This window comes from Aliidiomarina sanyensis, assembly GCF_003987175.1.
In the GTDB taxonomy this organism is placed as follows: domain Bacteria; phylum Pseudomonadota; class Gammaproteobacteria; order Enterobacterales; family Alteromonadaceae; genus Aliidiomarina; species Aliidiomarina sanyensis.
This window is the reverse complement of the sequence record NZ_PIPM01000001.1, coordinates 259,887-279,789: the sequence shown is the minus strand read 5'-3', so window position 1 is coordinate 279,789 and position 19,903 is coordinate 259,887. Positions and strand designations below refer to the sequence as shown.

At 49.8% G+C, this 19,903-nt stretch carries 19 protein-coding genes and 3 tRNA genes; 7 read left to right on the top strand and 15 right to left on the bottom strand.

The features are described 5' to 3' along the window. Positions 1 to 118 precede the first annotated feature (118 nt). Genes prc through CWE11_RS01275 form a run of 6 tightly spaced genes read right to left on the bottom strand, consistent with a single transcriptional unit; the run spans position 119 to position 4,345 of the window. Positions 119 to 2,173, bottom strand: a complete 2,055-nt coding sequence (gene prc, locus CWE11_RS01300) for a carboxy terminal-processing peptidase (RefSeq protein WP_126775792.1) — start codon at positions 2,171 to 2,173, stop codon at positions 119 to 121. Between the two features lie 11 nt (positions 2,174 to 2,184). Then, on the bottom strand, positions 2,185 to 2,859 hold the full coding sequence (gene proQ / locus CWE11_RS01295; protein ID WP_126775791.1) for an RNA chaperone ProQ: 675 nt from the start codon (positions 2,857 to 2,859) through the stop codon (positions 2,185 to 2,187). Positions 2,860 to 2,862: 3 nt separating this feature from the next. Then, positions 2,863 to 3,192: a hypothetical protein gene (locus CWE11_RS01290; RefSeq protein ID WP_126775790.1), complete on the bottom strand. Its 330-nt coding sequence runs from the start codon at positions 3,190 to 3,192 to the stop codon at positions 2,863 to 2,865. Continuing rightward, positions 3,189 to 3,683, bottom strand: coding sequence for a GAF domain-containing protein (locus CWE11_RS01285; protein ID WP_126775789.1), 495 nt, complete (start codon positions 3,681 to 3,683; stop codon positions 3,189 to 3,191). The genes CWE11_RS01290 and CWE11_RS01285 overlap by 4 nt, the downstream gene beginning before the upstream one ends. Before the next feature lie 2 nt (positions 3,684 to 3,685). Further along, positions 3,686 to 4,009 (bottom strand): YeaC family protein, encoded by a 324-nt coding sequence (locus tag CWE11_RS01280; protein ID WP_126775788.1) that lies wholly within the window; start codon positions 4,007 to 4,009, stop codon positions 3,686 to 3,688. A 3-nt stretch (positions 4,010 to 4,012) separates the two neighbouring features. Beyond that, entirely contained in the window at positions 4,013 to 4,345 is a 333-nt protein-coding gene (locus CWE11_RS01275) for a zinc ribbon domain-containing protein (protein WP_126775787.1), read from the bottom strand. 225 nt (positions 4,346 to 4,570) lie between these two features. Between CWE11_RS01275 and CWE11_RS01270 the strand changes: the two genes are divergently transcribed. After that, positions 4,571 to 6,115: an alanine/glycine:cation symporter family protein gene (locus tag CWE11_RS01270; protein ID WP_126775786.1), complete on the top strand. Its 1,545-nt coding sequence runs from the start codon at positions 4,571 to 4,573 to the stop codon at positions 6,113 to 6,115. Between the two features lie 86 nt (positions 6,116 to 6,201). On the opposite strand, the gene CWE11_RS01265 is transcribed toward CWE11_RS01270, so the two are convergent. The 3 genes from CWE11_RS01265 to msrB form a co-directional block, all read right to left on the bottom strand. Then, positions 6,202 to 7,329, bottom strand: coding sequence for a M14 family metallopeptidase (locus CWE11_RS01265; protein WP_126775785.1), 1,128 nt, complete (start codon positions 7,327 to 7,329; stop codon positions 6,202 to 6,204). Between the two features lie 70 nt (positions 7,330 to 7,399). Continuing rightward, the gene (locus CWE11_RS01260) at positions 7,400 to 8,848 is read right to left on the bottom strand and encodes a glyceraldehyde-3-phosphate dehydrogenase (protein ID WP_126775784.1); all 1,449 of its coding nucleotides are present in this window, start codon (positions 8,846 to 8,848) and stop codon (positions 7,400 to 7,402) included. Between the two features lie 142 nt (positions 8,849 to 8,990). Next, positions 8,991 to 9,410, bottom strand: a complete 420-nt coding sequence (gene msrB / locus CWE11_RS01255) for a peptide-methionine (R)-S-oxide reductase MsrB (RefSeq protein WP_126775783.1) — start codon at positions 9,408 to 9,410, stop codon at positions 8,991 to 8,993. A gap of 134 nt (positions 9,411 to 9,544) precedes the next feature. On the opposite strand from msrB, the gene pyk reads away from it, so the two are divergent. After that, a complete protein-coding gene (pyk, locus tag CWE11_RS01250; protein WP_126775782.1) occupies positions 9,545 to 10,978 on the top strand; it encodes a pyruvate kinase in 1,434 nt (477 codons plus the stop codon). A 15-nt stretch (positions 10,979 to 10,993) separates the two neighbouring features. Here the strand turns inward: pyk and CWE11_RS01245 are convergent, their stop codons facing one another. The 3 genes from CWE11_RS01245 to CWE11_RS01235 all read right to left on the bottom strand — a co-directional run bounded on the left by CWE11_RS01245 (position 10,994) and on the right by CWE11_RS01235 (position 13,893). Further along, on the bottom strand, positions 10,994 to 11,872 hold the full coding sequence (locus CWE11_RS01245) for a DUF6279 family lipoprotein (protein WP_126775781.1): 879 nt from the start codon (positions 11,870 to 11,872) through the stop codon (positions 10,994 to 10,996). A gap of 80 nt (positions 11,873 to 11,952) precedes the next feature. Then, positions 11,953 to 12,783: a LytR/AlgR family response regulator transcription factor gene (locus CWE11_RS01240; protein ID WP_126775780.1), complete on the bottom strand. Its 831-nt coding sequence runs from the start codon at positions 12,781 to 12,783 to the stop codon at positions 11,953 to 11,955. A gap of 30 nt (positions 12,784 to 12,813) precedes the next feature. Then, positions 12,814 to 13,893 carry a sensor histidine kinase gene (locus CWE11_RS01235; RefSeq protein ID WP_198675555.1) on the bottom strand — a complete coding sequence of 360 codons (1,080 nt, stop codon included), beginning with the start codon at positions 13,891 to 13,893 and terminating at the stop codon, positions 12,814 to 12,816. 180 nt (positions 13,894 to 14,073) lie between these two features. Between CWE11_RS01235 and CWE11_RS01230 the strand changes: the two genes are divergently transcribed. Beyond that, positions 14,074 to 15,846 carry a M61 family metallopeptidase gene (locus tag CWE11_RS01230; RefSeq protein WP_126775779.1) on the top strand — a complete coding sequence of 591 codons (1,773 nt, stop codon included), beginning with the start codon at positions 14,074 to 14,076 and terminating at the stop codon, positions 15,844 to 15,846. Positions 15,847 to 15,901: 55 nt separating this feature from the next. On the opposite strand, the gene CWE11_RS01225 is transcribed toward CWE11_RS01230, so the two are convergent. The 3 genes from CWE11_RS01225 to CWE11_RS01215 are packed head-to-tail and all read right to left on the bottom strand — an operon-like array spanning position 15,902 to position 18,401. Next, positions 15,902 to 16,738, bottom strand: coding sequence for a M23 family metallopeptidase (locus CWE11_RS01225; RefSeq protein WP_126775778.1), 837 nt, complete (start codon positions 16,736 to 16,738; stop codon positions 15,902 to 15,904). Further along, the gene (locus tag CWE11_RS01220) at positions 16,731 to 17,645 is read right to left on the bottom strand and encodes a 6-carboxytetrahydropterin synthase (protein WP_126775777.1); all 915 of its coding nucleotides are present in this window, start codon (positions 17,643 to 17,645) and stop codon (positions 16,731 to 16,733) included. Before CWE11_RS01220 ends, CWE11_RS01225 begins: the two co-directional genes overlap by 8 nt. A 51-nt stretch (positions 17,646 to 17,696) precedes the next feature. Next, a complete protein-coding gene (locus tag CWE11_RS01215) occupies positions 17,697 to 18,401 on the bottom strand; it encodes a LysE family translocator (RefSeq protein ID WP_126775776.1) in 705 nt (234 codons plus the stop codon). A 58-nt stretch (positions 18,402 to 18,459) separates the two neighbouring features. Between CWE11_RS01215 and CWE11_RS01210 the strand changes: the two genes are divergently transcribed. From CWE11_RS01210 to CWE11_RS01195, 4 genes are all read left to right on the top strand, one after another. Next, on the top strand, positions 18,460 to 19,413 hold the full coding sequence (locus CWE11_RS01210; protein ID WP_126775775.1) for a LysR family transcriptional regulator: 954 nt from the start codon (positions 18,460 to 18,462) through the stop codon (positions 19,411 to 19,413). A 136-nt stretch (positions 19,414 to 19,549) separates the two neighbouring features. Then, positions 19,550 to 19,625 (top strand) — tRNA-Gly (locus CWE11_RS01205). 13 nt (positions 19,626 to 19,638) lie between these two features. After that, a tRNA-Cys gene (locus CWE11_RS01200) sits at positions 19,639 to 19,712 on the top strand. Positions 19,713 to 19,745: 33 nt separating this feature from the next. Further along, positions 19,746 to 19,832, top strand: a tRNA-Leu gene (locus CWE11_RS01195). The last annotated feature ends 71 nt before the right edge of the window (positions 19,833 to 19,903 follow it).

The following is a 19,903-nucleotide window of genomic DNA, read 5'->3' as shown; positions in this document are numbered from 1 at the left end:
AGCCATATTATTGATGTTTATAATTATCGTTATGGACAGCTCTGGCCCTGTCTTACACACAAAGGGCCTGTCAGACAGGCCCTTTATCATTGCTCGTCGAGCAATACCTTACATCGCACTACGGACGGATTGCAACATCACGCCCCGCTTGTTGCTTGCTCTGCAAGTAATCAAGCGTGATTAAAATAGCCTCGTCGAGGAATGGATCCGGCTCTAGGAACTCCGAATCAACATCATCGACCGACTCAACAGGCTCCCGCCCGGCCCGAGCGAGGCGCTCATTCACACGTTGCAGCTGACGAGCTCGATCCGCAGCGGACTCTGCTTCACGTTCCGCTTTTACAAGCGTAATTGACGTGCGGTCTCGTAGCTCTCGAAAACGTGTGATGTCCTCAAGAATGTATGCAAACTCCGGGTCCTCGGCAATTCGTGCTTCGTGGGCTTCAATCAGTTGCGCGATTTTCTCTGCATTAATTCGATCGAGTCGCACAAATTCAACCGGCTCAATCTGAGCCCACGGAAGCGCATTATCCGCTCTGCTTTCTCCGTACTCATCGGGGTTTACAACGCTCGGAAACACGATATCGGGAACAACGCCTTTATGCTGGGTCGATCCTCCGGTAATTCGGTAGAACTTCGCCATCGTGTATTGCACACTCCCCATGGGGTTAGCATGCAGGTCAAACCGACGCTGGAGACCACGGTGTTGCTGAACCGTCCCTTTCCCGAAGGTATTTTCACCGATTACGAGTGCCCGGTTGTAGTCTTGCATGGCGGCTGCAAAGATTTCTGACGCTGAGGCACTGAAACGATCAACCATCACCACCAACGGACCATCATAATGCACAGCTGGGTCAGGGTCTTGGCTTACATCAACCCGCCCCGAGCTCTCGCGAACTTGCACTACAGGGCCTGCCGGGATAAACAACCCAGTCAGCGTGATCGACTCATTTAGTGCTCCTCCGCCGTTACCGCGCAGATCAATAATCAGTGCATCCACGGGATCCTTCTGAATGGTTTCCAAGTGCTTTTTCACGTGGGCGGTGAGGTTGTTGTAGAACCCAGGAATTTCGATAATTCCAATGCGTCGGTCGTTATCCGTTGTTTCGACTCGAAGTTTTGCTTCTCGATCTTCAAGACGGACTTCATCACGGGTGATTTCAACGATACTTGGAACTGCACCTGCACCTTGGCCATCACGTAAGACTTGCAGACGTACTACACTGCCCTTTGGCCCCGTGATCATCTGTACGACATCATCAAGTCGCATACCAATAATATCGACAAACTCTTGATCACCCTGCGCCACCCCGATGATACGATCATTTGGCGACAGTTGACCCGATTGCTCGGCAGGTCCGCCCGGAACCAGCGACTGAATAACAGTATAGTCGTACTCGGCACGCAACAATGCGCCAATTCCCTCGAGCGATAAATTCATATTTTGCTGGAAACGCTCTGCATTGCGCGGCGATAAATAACTTGTATGCGCATCGACACTGCGAGCAAACGCATTCATCACGACCTGAAAGGCATCTTCACTCTGGGCTTGAGTGATCCGCTGTAAGGCAGCACTGTAGCGACGCTTGAGATTATCGATAATCTCATCTTCTTCACGTCCTGCCATGACGAGATTTAACGCGTCATTCTTTACGCGCATTACCCAAATGGCATCCAATTCGTCCTTTGAGGTGGCCCAAGGTGCCTCTGACCGGTCAAATTTGAATTCCGCATCCTCATCGAACGAAAACTCTTTGGAGTCCAGCACCGATAATGCAAACTCGAATCGCTCGAAACGGCGCTCAAGACTGACTTGGTGGATCGCGTACGCGGCATCTAAGTTACCCGCAATCAGTTGCTCATGAAAGGTATTGCGGTAGCGCTGAAAGCGGTCCACATCACTTTGCAAAAGAAACATTCGGTTGTAATCAAGCTGCTCAAAGTAGCGGTCGAAGATTTGTTGTCCCATCGCCTCATCAAGCTCGATACGGCTGTAATGATAGCGTGTAAAATACGAAGCAATCCGGCGACTGGCCGCTTTGTGTTGGGATTCGGGAGTCAGCTTCGGGATGTCGCTGAGTGAGTAATCCTGCGCAACGACGGTGCTCAACCCTACACTTGCGATGAACAGTGCACCAACAAACGCTACGCTTTGAACAACATGCTTAATCATTAAATCTCCTTTCAAGCGCGAAATAATTCTGCAACCGCCACCCGCACGGTCATACCGGACGGAAGTTGCACTTGCGCGCCATTTTTGTCGAGTTCTGTAATGGTTCCCTCAATCGGGAAACTGCCAACTTGAACACGAACTTTGTGACCCACAGCCACCGCATCAGCATTCACAGCTTCAAGCGGCCCTTGCGGTTTTGCAAGCGGCTTTTCTGGCGCTGGACGCGGCTTTCGAGCGCGAGGATTTACCTGCCCTCGTTTTGCTTTGACCGCGCCTGCATCCGCTTTGTTCTTCTCTCTACGTGGTTTAGTCGCACGAGGTTTACTTTCTGCCGCACGTTCAGCTTTCTTCGCTTTAGCTCTTGCTTGCGATGCTTCGAGCAGCTCGCGTGCGTGCGTCTCGTGGTCTGCTTCAACCAATCCGGCATCAGCGCCATCAAGATCAACCCGCTGAACCCCCGCCTTTACACACCGTAAATAACGCCACGCGTTTGTATAGAGCCGCAGCGCTGAGCGAATTTTAGTTTTACTCACGTGCTCGTCATTTTCGAGACGTTTCGTGAGGTCATCGAAAATTCCGATTTTGAGAGGGCGTGCATCGCCTTCCAATGTGAAACACGCTGGGAACTGCTCCGCCAGATAGGCAATTACGTCTTTACTGGTAGAGATTTTTGCCGTTTTTTCCATTACTTAACCTTCGTCTAGCACTTCTGTTGAGTCGTCGGGAGCATCAAACTCTGATTCTTGTTCGATTCTGCGAATAAGATGCACAATATAATCATCAAGCTCATCGGGCTCAGATTCAATGAGACTTGGCTCACGAATCCAGAGGTCCGAAATTTCCACAATCAATTGTTCTACCCGTGCGCTCGTCCAGAAGTCAGAGTCACCCGTTTCTCGCTCAATTGCGTAAATCATGCCGTTTAAATGGTCGGCTGCCATCTCAGCGTCTTCTTCAAACGATTCCATATCTGCTGCTGAGACGAGATAAGGACGTACATCAAAGGGGTCAAGCATCATACCGCGGACCAATCGAGTTGTTCGACCACACGAACAATCGCTTCGAACCCCGCTTGATCGATTTCACTGAAGCGACCTTTACGCGGAGAGTCCACATCAAGAACCGCCACAATCTTATCCTGAAAACGAATGGGTAATACGATTTCGGATTCACTTGCACTGTCACACGCAATGTGGCCGGGAAACGCATGAACATCTTCGACACGTTGCACCAAGCCGGTGTCCCACGCAGTGCCGCAGACGCCCTTGCCGCGATCAATCCGAACACACGCAACTTTACCCTGAAATGGGCCTAACACAAGTTGTGTGCCTTTCACGAGATAAAAACCGAGCCAATTTAAATCATTGAGTTGATCAAACAATACCGCACTTATATTCGCTAAATTTGCGATTAAATCAGGCTCATCCTGCGTTAACGCAGCCAATTGCCCTGCAAGCGATTGATAAAATTCGGGGGTGCCTTGTGAGGACGACGTTTTTACTGCAAACACGGTTAATGCGTCTCCGAGTCAGAATCTGAATTTGAGTTGAGTTTAAAGCGTGCGATATCGTTTGAGCCAGCGCGTTCGGCGCGTGCTTTTAACTCTCGACGCAGGTCCCCTTTTGTTTTCAACACCAGATCACCTGCTGCGTTTATTGAAAAATGATCCGTTTGATTGAGGCGCCGCGCTTGATAGACCATCACGATCTCCATCGCGTTTTCGAGCTGGGCTGGTGTTAACCTGTTGCCGTCGGGCCAGCGACCGGTCTCCACTGCCTCTTTCATGCGCTCGTAAATTTCCGGGCTTACCGCCCGTAGAACGTCATCGTACTGCATAATTTACCGTTGTCTCTTGAGGACATAAATCCGCCCGCGCGTCACCAAATACCAAACAAACGAGAAGGTGGCAACGCCTCCGCCTATGTATGGCATCCATGGCCCTATTCCGGTTGTTCCCCACTCATAAAACGAGGCGCCAATACCGGCAACAAAGAGCAGAATGGCGAGCATTTGTTGGCTTACCAATTTACTAAGTTTTTGTGAGCGCTGTAACCGCCCTTTGCGTGCCAAACTCTCGCTGTCGTGCGCGCCCAGAAGGAAACCGCAATGCTCACACGTTGCAGCTTTATCCGATACTTTTTTGCCACATTCAGGGCAGCTGATAATCGCCATGAAAACTCCTTGGAAACAACTCGCCCTCAATCATAGCAGCCAGAAACGTCAGATTCACCCGTTGATCAGGCTGAAATCACGTAAATCCGTTCATTGACACGGAGTTTTCGACCAAATTCAGCGCATGTGCCACGAAAGCCCGGCGAAAACATAGAGCTTTTTAAGGAACTGTGGCAGAGTATGCGTGTTTAAAAACAACAATTCCATAACAATCAGGGGAAACCGATGGAAGCACTGGTCAGCACCGTAAACAATATCGTGTGGAGCCCAGCATTGGTCGTCTTATGCTTGGCCGCCGGTCTGTTCTACTCCATTCTTACGCGCTTTGCGCAAGTTCGTCACTTCCGAGAAATGGTTCGTTTGCTCTTTAGCGGCAGTGAATCAGCAAAAGGAATCTCTTCATTTCAAGCACTAGCCGTCACCCTCTCAGGGCGTGTCGGTGTTGGTAACATCGCCGGTGTTGCCGCCGCCATCGGATTTGGTGGTCCTGGTGCTGTGTTTTGGATGTGGGTTGTGGCATTTCTTGGCGCCAGTACCGCTTATGCAGAGTCAACCTTAGGTCAAATCTATAAAGTTGAAGATCAGGGCCAGTATCGTGGCGGACCTGCCTACTACTTCGAAAAAGCGCTCGGTCAAAAATGGCTCGCAATCTTGTTCGCGGTTTCAGCAATTGTTGCCTGTGGTATTTTCTTGCCCGGCATTCAGGCCAACGCGGTTGGTAATGCGGTCACACACGTATTTGGTGATGGCAATATTGTTTCCACAGATTATGGCGAAGTTGGCTCGAATAAACTGATAGCGCTGGCGATTATCCTTATTGTGCTGGGCTTTATTATTTTCGGTGGGATCAAGCGAATTGCGCACTTTACGCAAATCGTGGTGCCATTTATGGCGCTTGCGTACATTATTATGGCACTCGTGATTGTATTCCTAAACCTGCACAAGGTGCCGGGAATTTTTGCATTAATTATTACCGATGCATTTACCGCGCAGGCCGGCTTCGGTGCTGCCATTGGGTGGGGTGTGCGTCGTGGTATTTATTCAAATGAAGCAGGACAAGGAACAGGACCACATGCCTCGTCGGCAGCAGAAGTGGATCACCCGGCCCAACAAGGCTTGGTCCAAGCATTTTCGGTCTATGTGGATACCTTGTTTGTTTGTACTGCGACCGCGTTGATGATTCTCATCACGCAGCAGTTCAATATTCAGACCGAAGACTTTAATGTGCTTGCTGGGACTGGGACGATGATTGTCCAAAACGTTGACGCAGCCACCGAGGTCGCCTCACCGGCTTTCACACAGCTGGCATTGTCGAGTGTGTTTGGAAACTTTGGGCAAGGATTTGTTGGTGTTGCCATCTTCTTCTTCGCCTTTACGACCATTCTGGCTTACTACTATATTGCTGAAACCAACGTTGCTTACCTCAACCGTTACTTTAAAGGCAATATTTCCCTGACATTAGTGAAGTTTGTCATCATGTTTATGGTGGCTTATGGTACGGTCAATAGCTCGGGCTATATCTGGAACTTGGGTGATATTGGTGTGGGTTTGATGGCCTGGATTAACATCCTTGGGATATTGGCAATCTTCTTCGTCGCAAAACCGGCTATCTTGTGTTTGCGAGACTATGAAGCACAGAAAAAAGCGGGGGGTCCTATTACCTTCGATCCACAGAAACTCGGCATTAAGAAGGCTGATTTCTGGGAAAAACGCCTGGCGAAGCAACGCGCGGAAGAACAGGCAGTTAAAAATGAGAAGACCGACAGCTAATACCAGCTAACGGACATTCCGTTGATCGGGCATAAAAAAGCGGGAGTTTTCGACTCCCGCTTTTTTTATGGGTTATTCCATTTTACTTATCGTAAGATTGGCGCCACCTCTAAGATGGCACGCAACGTATCGCGTCCGAACTGCTGAGAGCGAATGTCAGACCATTGCTGATAAGGCTCAGGTAAACCATCGTTATCTTTGAACGGCATTTCAATGGTAAAGGCCAAGCAACGGAAGCGCTCTGCCACCGCATTGCTTGCAACCGTTAGGTTCGCGGTTCCCGGCGCATCGATAGCGTAACCATGCTCTGTTTGAAATTCTGCGGTCGCGCGCAAATAGGCAGTGCGAAACGCAGCTTCGAGCGCTTTATGACGCTCATCGTAGGATGGAATACCCTCAGCGCCTGCAATGAAATTATATGGAATGTTTTCATCGCCATGCACATCCAAATACATATCAACGCCAATCTCATCCATGGCCTTTAATACGCAGAACACTTCCGGGCTTTTTTCTAACGTGGGCGCTGCCCACTCTCGGTTGAGATTGACCCCTGCCGCATTAGTCCGCAGATGCCCCCGAACACTTCCATCTGGATTCATATTGGGAACAATGTAGAACACACACTGTTCAAGTAACTGACGCGAAACTGGCTCATCTTCATTCAACAGTGCATCAAGCAGCCCCTCAACAAACCATTCTGCCATGGTTTCACCTGGGTGCTGACGAGCGGTAATCCAAATATTACGCTTGTTATCAGCCGGTTCACCAACCACCAAGAGGCTCATTTCACGACCATCCAAGGTTGTTCCCAAAACACGTTGTTCGACCCAAGCCGATTGCTGGGCCCACTGTAAGAGATCGAGGTGGCGTTCCCAGCTATATGGCACGAAGTAGGCGTAAAAAACGGCTTCTTGCTCTGGTGTATGTGTGATTGTGACTGCTGTACCATCAAATGAGGTCGGCACCCGGAACCAGTGCTCCCGATCATAACTCGCCATTGCCTGGTACCCTTCCCATCCTTTGGGATAGGCCGAACCTGACGCGTTTTCGATTTTCATCACGTGCTCAATTTCTGCAGCTGTCACAAGCTTGAAATGAAACCATTGGTAGAATTCGCTGTGGGCATCCTGGCGAATAGCAAGACGGATTTGATCCGGCCGCTTCGCTTCCAATACCTCGATATTTCCGCTGTCAAACGCTGTTGAAATAAACATATAAATACAGACTCCTCGTTCCTTACAAAAGAAGCGCCGGAGGGCGCTTCTTTACATCAATTGCTTGTTGTTATGCTGGGATGTTCGGTACTTCAAGGCCTGCCATGTCTTGCACAACACGAAGTACTTGGCAGCTGTAACCAAACTCGTTGTCGTACCAAACATAGAGAACTGCACGGTCGCCATCAACAATGGTCGCTTGAGAATCAACGATACCTGCATAGCGGCTGCCCACGAGGTCAGACGATACAATCTCGGTGGACGACGTGAAATCGATTTGGTTTTGCAGATCCGAGTGCAGTGCCGTGTGGCGTAGGTAGTTATTCAACGACTCGCGATCGGTTTCACGGTTCAAATTGAGATTCATGATCGCCATCGAGACGTTGGGTGTCGGCACTCGGATAGCATTCCCGGTTAACTTACCTTTCAGTTCCGGCAATGCTTTCGCAACCGCTTTGGCTGCGCCGGTTTCGGTGATCACCATGTTGAGGGGAGCCGAGCGTCCGCGTCGTTCAGCTTTGTGGTAGTTATCGATCAAGTTTTGATCATTGGTATAGGCGTGGACGGTCTCAACGTGCCCGTTACGGATTCCATACTCATCATGGATTGCCTTGAGCACTGGGGTGATCGCATTCGTTGTACAGCTTGCTGCCGATACGATTAAATCGCTCGCAAGAATATCTTTATGGTTCACACCATGGACAATATTCTTAATATCGCCTTTGGCAGGTGCCGTCAGAAGTACTTTTTTAGCGCCCTTGGCCTTCAGGTGTAACCCCAGGCCAGCCTCGTCTTTCCATACGCCGGTGTTGTCAACGATGATCGCATCTTTGATGCCATATTGCGTGTAATCAACTTGATCTGGCAAGTTCGCATAAATCACTTGAATGCGCGTACCGTTCGCTTTGATCGCATTGTTCTCATGGTCCACGGTAATGGATCCGTTGAATGGTCCGTGGATCGAGTCCCGACGCAACAGACTGGCGCGCTTTTCAAGATCACCCTCACCGCCACCACGCACAACGATTGCACGTAAACGCAACTTATTATTTTTCCCATTCCGTTCGATGAGCAGCCGAGCTAATAAGCGTCCAATTCGACCAAAACCATACAGTACGACGTCTTGTGGCTCGATTTCATCGGCTTTGCCAATCAAGCCAGCAAGGTTGCGCTCCATGTAGGCCTGCACAGACTCGTCACCTTGACGTTCGCCACCGAAATGGTAGCCAAAGGCAAGTTTCCCGATATCAATTCGGGCTGGGGCAATGTCGAATTCAGCCAAGGCAGCTAAGAAAGGATAGCTTTCGCGCAAACGGAGCTTGTGCCCTTCATGCTGACGGACTAAACGATGCGTCTTAATGATATCGATCGTCGAACCGTTCAATAGACTCCGGCCATACACCAGAATTTCCACTCCCTTGGTGCGGTATAGACGCCCGACGAGGGGCTGCATTAGCTCCGCGTACTCTTGACGCTCTTCCCAACTTTTTAATGTTGAATCGTTCTGCGCATCAGTCATTGCTCAACCTTTCCTGCTCATCGAATGAAAGAATCTACAGTGGAATCACTGTAGGTTAAAATTCGGCGGCTATTGTACTTAACTTGGGCGTGAACAGCTAGCGCGGATGGTCTTATCTGTACAGACAACTTGAAACGAGGTGTCAACCTTTAGTGGCAGTTCCGTCGCGCGCAATGAAAGTCATCGAGAGTGAATTCACGCAATATCGTTGCCCAGTGGGCATCGGACCATCGTTGAAAACATGCCCCAAATGTCCATCGCACTGGGCACAACGAATTTCAGTTCGGACCATACCATGGGAGCGATCTTCAAGATAACGTATCGCATTGGGCACCGCCTGATAAAAACTTGGCCATCCACATCCTGCATCAAACTTTGTAGCCGCGGGAAACAGCGGTGCGCCGCAACCACCGCAACAATACTCCCCTTCTCTATTTTCATACAGAAGCGCGCCGGAAAATGGTCGCTCTGTTCCGTGTTCGCGCAAGATCGCATACTGTTCCGACGTAAGTTCAGCACGCCATTCTTCTTCTGTTTTTGAAAACGACAGCTTTGATTTCATACGAACCACCTCCTTACTTTTCAAGTGGATAAATTTCGTGCAGTTAATTGAAGAAAGCGTCCTGCTGTCATATAGCTGAGAAATTCATTATGGTAGTATGAAGTCCCAAAGCTCAAGTCTGAAGGTTTTACCCCATGCTCCGTCGCACAAAAATAGTCACCACGCTCGGTCCAGCCACCGATAATCCGAAAGTTCTCGAGGCATTGATTGAGGCCGGTGCAAACGTTGTTCGTCTCAATTTCTCTCATGGTAGCGCCGACGATCACAAAAAACGCGCAGAAATGGTCCGTGAGATTGCCAGTAAACTGAATCGCCATGTCGCCATTTTAGGTGACTTGCAAGGCCCCAAAATTCGGGTATCAAGATTTATTGATGGAAAAGTTGAGCTAGCGGAAGGCGCTGAATTTGTGCTCGATGCGGACATGGACAAAGCGGCGGGAACCGAACAGGCCGTAGGGCTCGATTACCCTGACCTCCCTCGCGATGTGAATCCGGGAGATATTTTATTACTCGATGATGGTCGCATTCGCCTCCAAGTCGTCCGCGTCGATGGAGCGAAAGTTATTACCGAGGTTACGGTGGGTGGGAAGCTTTCGAACAACAAAGGCATTAACCGTCAAGGTGGCGGACTTTCTGCCTCCGCACTGACCGAAAAAGACTTCCGTGATATTGAAGTTGCTGCTGAGATTGATGTCGATATTCTCGCCGTGTCCTTTCCTCGTTCAGGTGCCGATTTGCAATTAGCCCGCGCCCTACTGAACAAAGCAGGCTGTGACGGCGCAATTTGCGCAAAAATCGAACGTGCAGAGACCGTCGCAACCGATGAAGCATTAGATGACATCATCGAACACTCCGATGTCGTCATGGTCGCACGGGGTGATTTAGGAGTCGAGATCGGTGATGCGCAACTCGTTGGGAAACAAAAGCGGATTATTCAGCGTGCTCGTGAGCTGAACCGGGTGGTCATTACCGCAACGCAAATGATGGAGTCTATGATTGAAAACTCCATGCCAACCCGTGCTGAGGTCATGGACGTTGCAAATGCCGTCCTCGATGGCACTGACGCGGTCATGCTTTCTGCTGAAACTGCGGCCGGGAAATATCCGATCGAAACGGTCAAAGCGATGGCGGAAATTTGCCGTGGCGCAGAAGAGTACCCTGCACTGCGCTTAACTCGTAAGGAAGAGGATGGTGTGGTTTCTTCGGTCGCACAAGCCACCGCCCTCGCCGCTATGTATACGGCGAATCATCTTTCAGGCGTAACTGCGATCATTGCACTGACTGAATCGGGGCATACGGCTAAATTGATGTCACGTATTCATACGGACTTACCAATTTTTGCACTCTCTCGGCATTCGAAGTCGTTGAACAAAGCGAATCTTTATCGCGGTGTATACCCGCTATATTTCGATTCCACTCAATCGACGCCAACTACCGTATTACGAGACGCGATCAAAATGATCGAAAAACGTGGTCACATTCAAAAGGGCGAGATGGTCATCATCACCCATGGCGACGTGATGGAAACCATTGGTAAAACCAATACCAGTAAAATCTTACAAGTTTAGTGCGTCGCACTCACTTTACTGCGGCAGCGCGCCCCGTTGCCGCATCATCCCCATGATATCCCGGCGGTACCCATCAATGTTGCGCATTAGGCGTTGACGCTGGCGATCGGTCATACTGCCATGCAATTGCACCATCATCGCCATCGTTGCCTCTGTATTTGCTTGGAGAATTGGATCCATCTCTGGGTTTCGTAACACCTCCGGTTCAACCCAGAGGGCCTCAATGCGCTGAGCGAACCGTTCAGTGTCGTGCCGCGCATCCATTGCAGCACGAAACTCCTCAAACCAACGGTCGTTGTATTCCGTCCACATCGGGCCCACCGATTTCAGCTGGCGGGACCAAGCACCGATTAGCTCACGCTGTCCCCGATTCGGACGGCCCATAAAATCACGAACTTGGCTCTCCATTGAATCTTGGCGCATTTCATAAATGTCTTCCTGGGTGCGCTCTCGCGCTTCCTCCCGACGTTCTTGCCGGCGTTCCTCGATCGCTGAAAACAATTCGTCCACCTGATCATCAGTCAAGGTGCTGAGTAACCGGATAGACGGTTGGACAAGCGCAGTTCGTGCAGAAAGCCAGAACTTACCCATCATCTGAGCGTGGTGATAGAGATCATCTTCCGTAATCTCCGAGCGATTTGCATCGCGATAAATGTGGTGGAGTGCTAAAAGATACTCAGGCATCTCGTTTTCAGCATGCCATTGCAGAAATGAATCGAGCTCCTCGCGGAGTAAGGTTCGTTGTTCACTATCAAGGGTAACGTAACGCCCTACTTGCCAACTAATGAGTTGCTCTGCATAGCGATACCCAAGTTGACGCGAGGAACACGCGGACATCACAAATACCACACAGGTAAGTATGACTAGATAAGAAACCACCCTCGACTTTCGCATACCACTCCCTTCGACCATTCCAATAGACTGCCACGGTGTAAGCTTTGTACGAGAAAAATAATGGGTGCGATCAGCAAGCCTTACGCTAGCCCAAGAATCAACTGCTTAATACGATCTTTGTAACTCCGACTCACTTTCAGCTCTTGTCCATTTTGCAACACTAAATGGTATTCCCCATTTTGTCTGCTACACAACTTTTCTACTTGTCCGAGATTGACGATCGCAGAACGATGAATGCGTTGGAACAACCGAGGGTTCAATTCTTGCTCTAACTCTTTCATGGTTTTTCGCAAGATATGTGTTTGATTTCCCGCGTGGATGCACATGTAGTCGCCCGCTGCATCAATCCACTCAATGGAGTTAATCGCGACGCGGGTAATTTCTCCACTATCTTTGATGGCAATATGCTCTGGGTATTGGTCAAACTTGGGGTTCTTTCCTTCCGCCAGTTGACGCAAGATATCTTCGACGTCCTCTCCCGTGATTTCCGAGACTAGTTCAACCAACCGATCATGATAGTTTTGGTTTTGATTTTCACTGAGGTCGAGTGCGATGCGGCTTAGAGCCTCTTGCAAGCGTTCTTCATCAACGGGTTTGAGCAGATAATCCAGTGCCCTCACTTCAAATGCTTGAATTGCATAATGGTCATAGGCGGTAACAAATACGACAGCAGGCATCACCTGGGTCTCATCTCGCAGTTGTTTGAGCACATCAAAACCATTCATACCTGGCATTTGAATATCCAGAAAAACCAAATCCGGCGCGTGTTCACGCACCAAAGCAACGGCTTCTCGACCACCCGCAGCCTCAGCAATCACATCGACGTGTTCAAACTGCTCGAGTCGGATTCGAAGCCCTTTTCGGGCGAGAGGCTCATCATCAACAATGATTGCTCGAATTTTCTTCACCATGTCTACTCACTGCGCTGGTCGTTGTAGGAATCAGGACAATCCGTTTTCCGCAGGTTGCCAAGGCATCACTATACTTGCCACACACCCTGTGGGGATATTTGCAGTCAGATTAAAGGAGTACTGTTTTCCATACAAGGCCTTGAGACGTTCTTTTGTATTACTCAGCCCGACACCGGACCCACGGACTTTGACCTTATTGGGGTCAAACGGCTGAGGCCCGTTATCTGCAATCGTAATATGCAACGAATCGTCTTCTACCCAAGCTTTCAGTTGAATAACACCCGTTAACTCGGTTTTTGCGATAGCGTATTTAATCGCATTTTCAATCAACGGTTGCAGTAAAAGACTCGGCACCAATCCCTTCAGCGCGTCGTCCGACGCATCCACATGGACTTCGAGCCGCTCGCCAAAACGGACTTTCTCAATATCAAGGTAAAGCATCAACGCTTCGAGCTCTTTAGCCAACGTGATTCGCTTGATTGGCTCATTGTCGAGGGAAAAACGCAAGAAGCGACTCAACTTGGACATCATTTGATTCGCGGCTTTATTGTCATTGACCAGAATCAGAGTTGAGATGGCATTCAGGGTGTTGAACAGGAAATGTGGATTCAACTGGTAACGCAGCATCTTCAGCTGTGACTGATGGGCCATGGAAACTGCAGTTAAGGCTTTTTGACGTTCATCTTGCAGGAGCTGGTAATACTTGATGACGAAGTACAACACGCTCCAGGTAAGAATAATGTAGAACTTGGCCACGCTGTGCTGAAAATAGAACAGCAAGTTGGTCGGTCGGTAGCCAAATTTATAGATTTCCCAATGGGTTAAATTATCGATAATGGCCCAAATCGCCGCAGCGAAATACGAAGCAATCACGACCACGATCACATGTACAATCGGTGGGGCACTCCAAATCGTGCGGTAGATATAGCGCAACGGAATGGTCAATAGGAATCCTGCATACGCACCCAGAATAATAATCAGCAAGAAAATGTCGCGCATCTCATGCATCAGCGAGCCAATATACTGCACCAATGCATAACCGAGCCACCCCGCTGCCTGCAGGAGCCAAAACATTTTATTCCGGTCTTCGAGAAGTGAGCGCCAATTCAAAGAAACGATCCTTTCAGCCAAATCAATGTGTTATTACAATTTTTTAACAAGCATACCGGACACACGCTGAAAATTCGTGCGCATCTGTCCGAAGAAAACCTCATTTTGCCGCAGGCGGCTATTTTCGACCTTTTTTACATCGTGATAGACTGCAAACAGACTATTTTCGCTGGAGTACACATGACCGATTCTTCCCCTCGAAATCACCCGCACTTCACCATTGCCATGGATATGCTGCACCACTATTTCGAAGTCAATCTATCGATTCCTGCGCACTCAGCATCCGAAGTCACGCTCCGCCTGCCTGCATGGTTGCCCGGCAGCTATATGATACGAGATTTCGCGAAGCATATTGTGACATTTTCGGTCACTGGTGCCCGCGGTGCGCTCGATTACCGACGCACGGATAAGAGCACTTGGACCATCCCGACGGAAGGCCAAGCTATCGAAGTCTCATATCGAGTCTATGCATTGGATCTCTCAGTTCGAACCGCCTATCTTACCCATGAGTTTGGATTCTTTAATCCAAGCGCTATTTGTCTCGAGTGGATTGAGGAAAGTACGCGCCCCATATCCGTGAGTCTGAATGGTATGCCACATGGTTGGCAGGTCAAAACCGGTATGCCCCAACCCAATCCGCAGATTATGTCGTATCAAGCGGACGATTATGCATCGTTGATCGATTATCCATTCCTGATGGGGCAGCTCGATATTATCCCCTTCGATGTTCAAGGAATCCCGCACGAGCTCGTTCTGACCCAACCTCATTACGCAGATCGCAGCCGATTGGCCACAGATTTGCAACGGATCTGTGCGGCGCAAATTGAACTCTTTACCCAGCAAAACGAAGCCGTTCCATTTCAGACCTACTCATTTTTAACAATCGTGGTTGGGGATGGGTTTGGAGGCTTAGAGCACCGAAACTCAACAGCACTACTTGCCAGTCGGCACACACTCGAACCCGGGCCAGGCACTGAGCCATCAGATGATTACCTCACTTTTTTGAGTTTGTGTAGTCATGAATATTTTCATAGTTGGAACGTAAAGCAACTGCGTCCCCGTGAGTTTCATCCCTACCAATTATCCGCCGAGCAGTATACCGAGCAGCTCTGGTTTTATGAGGGGATGACATCCTACTACGATGATTGGATGGTTTACCGCGCGGGGGCGATGTCGCGATCTGCGTTTTTGAATCGGATGAGTCAAACCATGACGCGTGCGCTACGTGGAAAGGGCCCTCAGCGACAATCGATCGCAGAATCAAGTTTCTTAGCCTGGACGACGTTCTACCAACAAAATGAAAATGCCGGAAATGCGATTGCCAGCTACTACAGTAAAGGGGCAATTGTGGCGTTACTTGCTGACCTCTATTTACGAGGAAACACCCCGCAGAGTAGCCTTGATGATGTCATGCGGTTAGCCTATGCGCGCTACGCGGCTACGGGAACTGAACTTGAGAATCTATTACAGCTTTTCGGTGATGTCGGCGGGACGGCCCTGCAACAAATGATCGAGCGTGCCGTTTTCACAACCGACCCGATTGATCTTGCGCCTTTACTTGAACCGCTGGGTCTTGAGGTCTTACCCGCAGTCGCGGATCCGTTCACGCAACAATTGAGTGTCGAGCAAAGCAAGCCCACACAAGTCACTCTTGGTGCGACCCTTCAGGAGAAAGATGCGGCGCTGCAAGTCATGCGGGTCTGGGAAGACAGCCCTGCTGCTCTCGCCGGTTTGATGCCTGGCGATCGAATTATCGCCCTTGATGGTATTCAGGCGTCACGCGCCCATGTTTATCGGCACCTCTATCGTGCACAGTCCGGAGATACAAGTACCCTGCACTATTTCCGCCGTGACGTCCTCTTTGAGGCCCGCATCGAATGGCAGGCACTACCAGCAGACAGCTACCGAATACGCATCACGGACCCGGATAAGTCAATCCGTTGGTTAGGATGAGGGCTGAATATGCAGAAAACGCGGCCGAGGCCGCGTTTTTTGTATCCGTACGGTGTTAATCCTCGAGGTCTTCCATATGCTCTAACAAAAGCCACGGATCGACACGAACATCGCGCCAGTTCATACGCCAATCCAAGTGAGGACCGGTGGCTCGACCTGTCGCGCCAATTTCGCCAATTCGATCACCTGCCTGCACAATTTGCCCCTCTTGGACATGAATGGCATGAAGATGAAGGAAGCTCGAAAACACTTCGTGCCCATGGTCGATAATAATCGTACCTCCAGAAAGCACCATATCTGGAGCAATCAAGCGAACTTCGCCACCTGCGGGAGCATAGACTGGCGTCCCGGTCGGAGCCGCGATGTCTAGCCCCCAATGTATCGCACCTGGAACGCCATTCAGAATGCGCTGGCTTCCGTATACGCCAGTGATACGCCCCTGTGCAGGCCATTCAAAATCGCCCGCAAAATCAAACCGATCGGAGACCACATTGCGTGCAGCACCAATGCGTGCATTGTCTTCTCGGATACGGGCTTGTGTTTCTGGGTCCGGCGTGACCGTCTGCTGCGGTAAACCATCAACCCGTTGGATATCAAATTCTCGCGGTTGTATGGCAAAGCTCTCCTGCCACTCCTGCGCTTGTGAGCGGACCTGAACGGTCACATAGCCGACGTCATCACGCCCGATACCAAACACAAAATGGCCGTAATCACCGACTTTAATTTCTTGTCCATCAATCTGGACTTGTGCGCCGGGCTCGGTTCTTCCAACAATTAAACCGCCTTGCACGAATACACCCTTGAGTTCTGGCTCGGCAGCAGCCAGCGCCCCACCCCAGATCAGAGCGAAGAAAAAACTAATGCCAACAATACCCACAATTCCTTTACGCATATCCAATTGCTCCTTTGCCGACCCCTTCGAAGGCAACCACCTTTACGGATGATTCAGGATGTTGCTTTGTTATCTGAGAGTCTGTTTCTGTTGAAATCTGCTTCCCGATCGTTTCCGCAATATACTCTGCGATACATTCAACCGTTGTGTCTTTGTCCATAATTTCATTTTCGTCCATCGGCAGAGCGAGTTCAAAAACACCCTGCTCAGCCACATAACTGTAGCACACATGATGTGCTTGAATATGTCCTTGCGCATGTGGACTGAGTGTCATTGCCGAAGGCTCACACAGGTCTTCACGGGTTCCCACGTAAATGTCTTCCCAACGGCGGCTCCAACGTTGCTCCCAAGCGGGGCTACGCATGCCATCCACAAAGACTTGAATCGCAGAACGATGACCATGCGCAATCCGCTGGCAATTCCCGTCATGTTTTTTCAGTCCATGGGTGTAGTGGTAATAAAATCCGGATATATCCTCGCTACGGAGCGACAGCTGAATCCCTTGAACATTTGCTGGCATTTCTCGTTTAATCACTGCTTTGAGGTACGCAATCGTTGCCTCCATCGTGATGAGTTCGGCATCAATGAAAGCATACGCATCCGAAGGACAAAATAAGTGCACGGAACGCTCAGGACGCAAAAAGTCCACCCAGTAGTGCGTTTCATTATCGTGCTTTGTCACGCGTGTGTAAGGATGTTCTGCGGGAACAAGCAGCTTGTGGTCAACTGATTGGTCAATAATCGCCTTCACTTGCTTTTTCACACGACCAAAATCCAACACCATCGATTGGTCATTGAGACTGCCGTCAAGCACGATATCAACAATCCAGCTTTCGCCTACAATGCCGCGCGTTGGACAGAGGTAGGAAAAGTCGATCACGGTTAGATCATTTACAAATAACTGCATGAAAAAAGCCTGTTTAAAATCCCAAAAGATAACGTCGCCATTATAGCGGATTCACGTTGTGAACCACCACTGCCAGAGTAAGTTTCCTGCCAATAACCAAAGAATCAAGCCCATCGCGCGATCAAACCAATACCCTTTGCGCAATAAGATGTCTCGAATGCGTGTACGCCCCAATAAGTACGAAAGCATTGCAAACCATGCAAAGGTGGCAATCGCAAGATACACGCCGTAGCCTGCTTTAATCGCTATCGGGGTGCTTGGTGCAATAATCGAGGTAAACAACGCGAGAAAAAACATAGTCGCTTTGATATTCAACCCGTTTGTTAAAAATCCTATACCGACAGCACGCCGGCGACTGATGGCGCCGATGTCTAGCTGGGCGCGTTCTTGAGACCATCCCAACGGTGCCGCCCCCTCGGAATGGTGTGCGTCTTTTTCTTCTTGCGGCGGCTTCGACCGGATGGCTTGAAAGCCCAAGTAGAAAAAGTAGGCTGCAGCGACAAGAAGCAGAAGTTGATAAAGCCACGGCGTGTTGCTTATTACCAATGCGAGACCGAGTATGGAATAAGTCACATGAACAAGAATGCCCAAGGCAATTCCAAGACTTACCCATGTCGCAACGCGGGCTCCATAACGCACGCTGTAGCGGCTGACCACAGCAAAGTCTGGTCCTGGACTCGCGACAGCCACGGCATGCGCAACCGCCATAGCTAAAAACTCTGCAAAATATCGTGAACTAAACAGAATATCGAACATAATTAGGCTACACCTATGATAAACCTTGAGATTGCACTCTCTGAGAAAATGATTTATCTTGACTAAAACTCAATACGAAGTGATTAATATGAAGCAAAATAGCTTTCCTTCTCTGAATGCGTTACGGGTCTTCGAAGCTGTGGCACGCTTAGGAAGCTTCAAAGCAGCGGCAGTCGAACTAGGCGTGACGCAATCCGCCATCAGTCGTCAAATGACGACCCTCGAGGAGCAACTTGGTATACGCCTGATCCAACGGGATAATCGAGTTCATGCGTTAACCCCTGCCGGTGATGCGCTTGCGCCTGAGCTTTCGCGTGTATTCCGTCAGATCGAACGATTGGTCAAACGCACCATGAAAAATGGTGAACATGCACGTCGCACACTAACACTCGGGATTAGTAGCGAGCTATTGCGCTGGTGGCTCGGACCGGTCCTCAGTGAGTTTAACCAACTCTACCCCCATCTGGAACTCCATTGTGTGCAAGTTCCCGAATATTTGAGTCGACAAAACGAGGGCGCGTTAACTCATGAGCTTTTGCACGGGGAACTCGATGCCCTTCTCACGTTCTCCGCCCCTGCACAGAAAGCTATTTCAAATTGGAAATTGGCTTCAACGAATTTAATCTTAGTTCGCCCGGAAAGCCTTCCCGAGCCAAACGCAGAAACACTCCATAGCTGTAAATTTGTTGCCGTGAATACAAACAAGGATTGGGATCGTTGGGTGCGCGAATACGACACGAAAATACCACCTGAACAAACCCAACTTGTGAATAATACGAGCATGGCGGTCGAGCTCGCGCAATTTACAGACCGTTTGATGCTTTTGCCAGACTGTTACCAACGAGCGGCACAACACAGTGGCCTTGTCCCAGTTCCAGGCTTTGATCTCACGGGTAAACAAGGGCTTCATTTATCCGTGCGACGCGAAAGTCAACGCGAGATGGCGATTGTGGCTCTCGTAAACTGGATGCGCCACGTTGCGGAAGCTCAAAAACCACCTTCGAGAAGCTAAACCTGACGCGTGACGTCACAAATCAGTCAAAAAACAGTCAAACAGTCGGAATTTGGAAATTTCTTGTTGACTGAACAGGTGGTGTAGGTAGAATGGCGAGCCACTGGGGCACGGCTCCGGAAGCACAAAAAGCAATGCGGGAATAGCTCAGTTGGTAGAGCACAACCTTGCCAAGGTTGGGGTCGCGAGTTCGAGTCTCGTTTCCCGCTCCACGCTTTTTTCTCCGGCGGGTTGGCAGAATGGCTATGCAGCGGATTGCAAATCCGTGGATCTCGGTTCGACTCCGGGACCCGCCTCCAGTTTTACATTTCTCTAATGTGTGCCCTACTATTGCCCGGGTGGTGAAATTGGTAGACACAAGGGATTTAAAATCCCTCGCTGGTAACAGCGTGCCGGTTCGAGTCCGGCCCCGGGCACCATTTAAGCAACACCTCTGGCACCAGAATACAATTCCTTCCCGTGCGTTCACGATATCAGTCGCTGCTGATTT

Coding starts and splice junctions, on each gene's coding strand:
- CWE11_RS01220 (WP_126775777.1), bottom strand. CDS start 17,645: ATGCAGTTATTTGTAAATGATCTAACCGTGATCGACTTTTCCTACCTC.
- CWE11_RS01215 (WP_126775776.1), bottom strand. CDS start 18,401: ATGTTCGATATTCTGTTTAGTTCACGATATTTTGCAGAGTTTTTAGCT.
- proQ (WP_126775791.1), bottom strand. CDS start 2,859: ATGGAAAAAACGGCAAAAATCTCTACCAGTAAAGACGTAATTGCCTAT.
- CWE11_RS01230 (WP_126775779.1), top strand. CDS start 14,074: ATGACCGATTCTTCCCCTCGAAATCACCCGCACTTCACCATTGCCATG.
- prc (WP_126775792.1), bottom strand. CDS start 2,173: ATGATTAAGCATGTTGTTCAAAGCGTAGCGTTTGTTGGTGCACTGTTC.
- CWE11_RS01275 (WP_126775787.1), bottom strand. CDS start 4,345: ATGGCGATTATCAGCTGCCCTGAATGTGGCAAAAAAGTATCGGATAAA.
- CWE11_RS01270 (WP_126775786.1), top strand. CDS start 4,571: ATGGAAGCACTGGTCAGCACCGTAAACAATATCGTGTGGAGCCCAGCA.
- CWE11_RS01290 (WP_126775790.1), bottom strand. CDS start 3,192: ATGATGCTTGACCCCTTTGATGTACGTCCTTATCTCGTCTCAGCAGCA.
- CWE11_RS01240 (WP_126775780.1), bottom strand. CDS start 12,783: ATGGTGAAGAAAATTCGAGCAATCATTGTTGATGATGAGCCTCTCGCC.
- pyk (WP_126775782.1), top strand. CDS start 9,545: ATGCTCCGTCGCACAAAAATAGTCACCACGCTCGGTCCAGCCACCGAT.
- CWE11_RS01245 (WP_126775781.1), bottom strand. CDS start 11,872: ATGCGAAAGTCGAGGGTGGTTTCTTATCTAGTCATACTTACCTGTGTG.
- CWE11_RS01265 (WP_126775785.1), bottom strand. CDS start 7,329: ATGTTTATTTCAACAGCGTTTGACAGCGGAAATATCGAGGTATTGGAA.
- msrB (WP_126775783.1), bottom strand. CDS start 9,410: ATGAAATCAAAGCTGTCGTTTTCAAAAACAGAAGAAGAATGGCGTGCT.
- CWE11_RS01260 (WP_126775784.1), bottom strand. CDS start 8,848: ATGACTGATGCGCAGAACGATTCAACATTAAAAAGTTGGGAAGAGCGT.
- CWE11_RS01225 (WP_126775778.1), bottom strand. CDS start 16,738: ATGCGTAAAGGAATTGTGGGTATTGTTGGCATTAGTTTTTTCTTCGCT.
- CWE11_RS01280 (WP_126775788.1), bottom strand. CDS start 4,009: ATGCAGTACGATGACGTTCTACGGGCGGTAAGCCCGGAAATTTACGAG.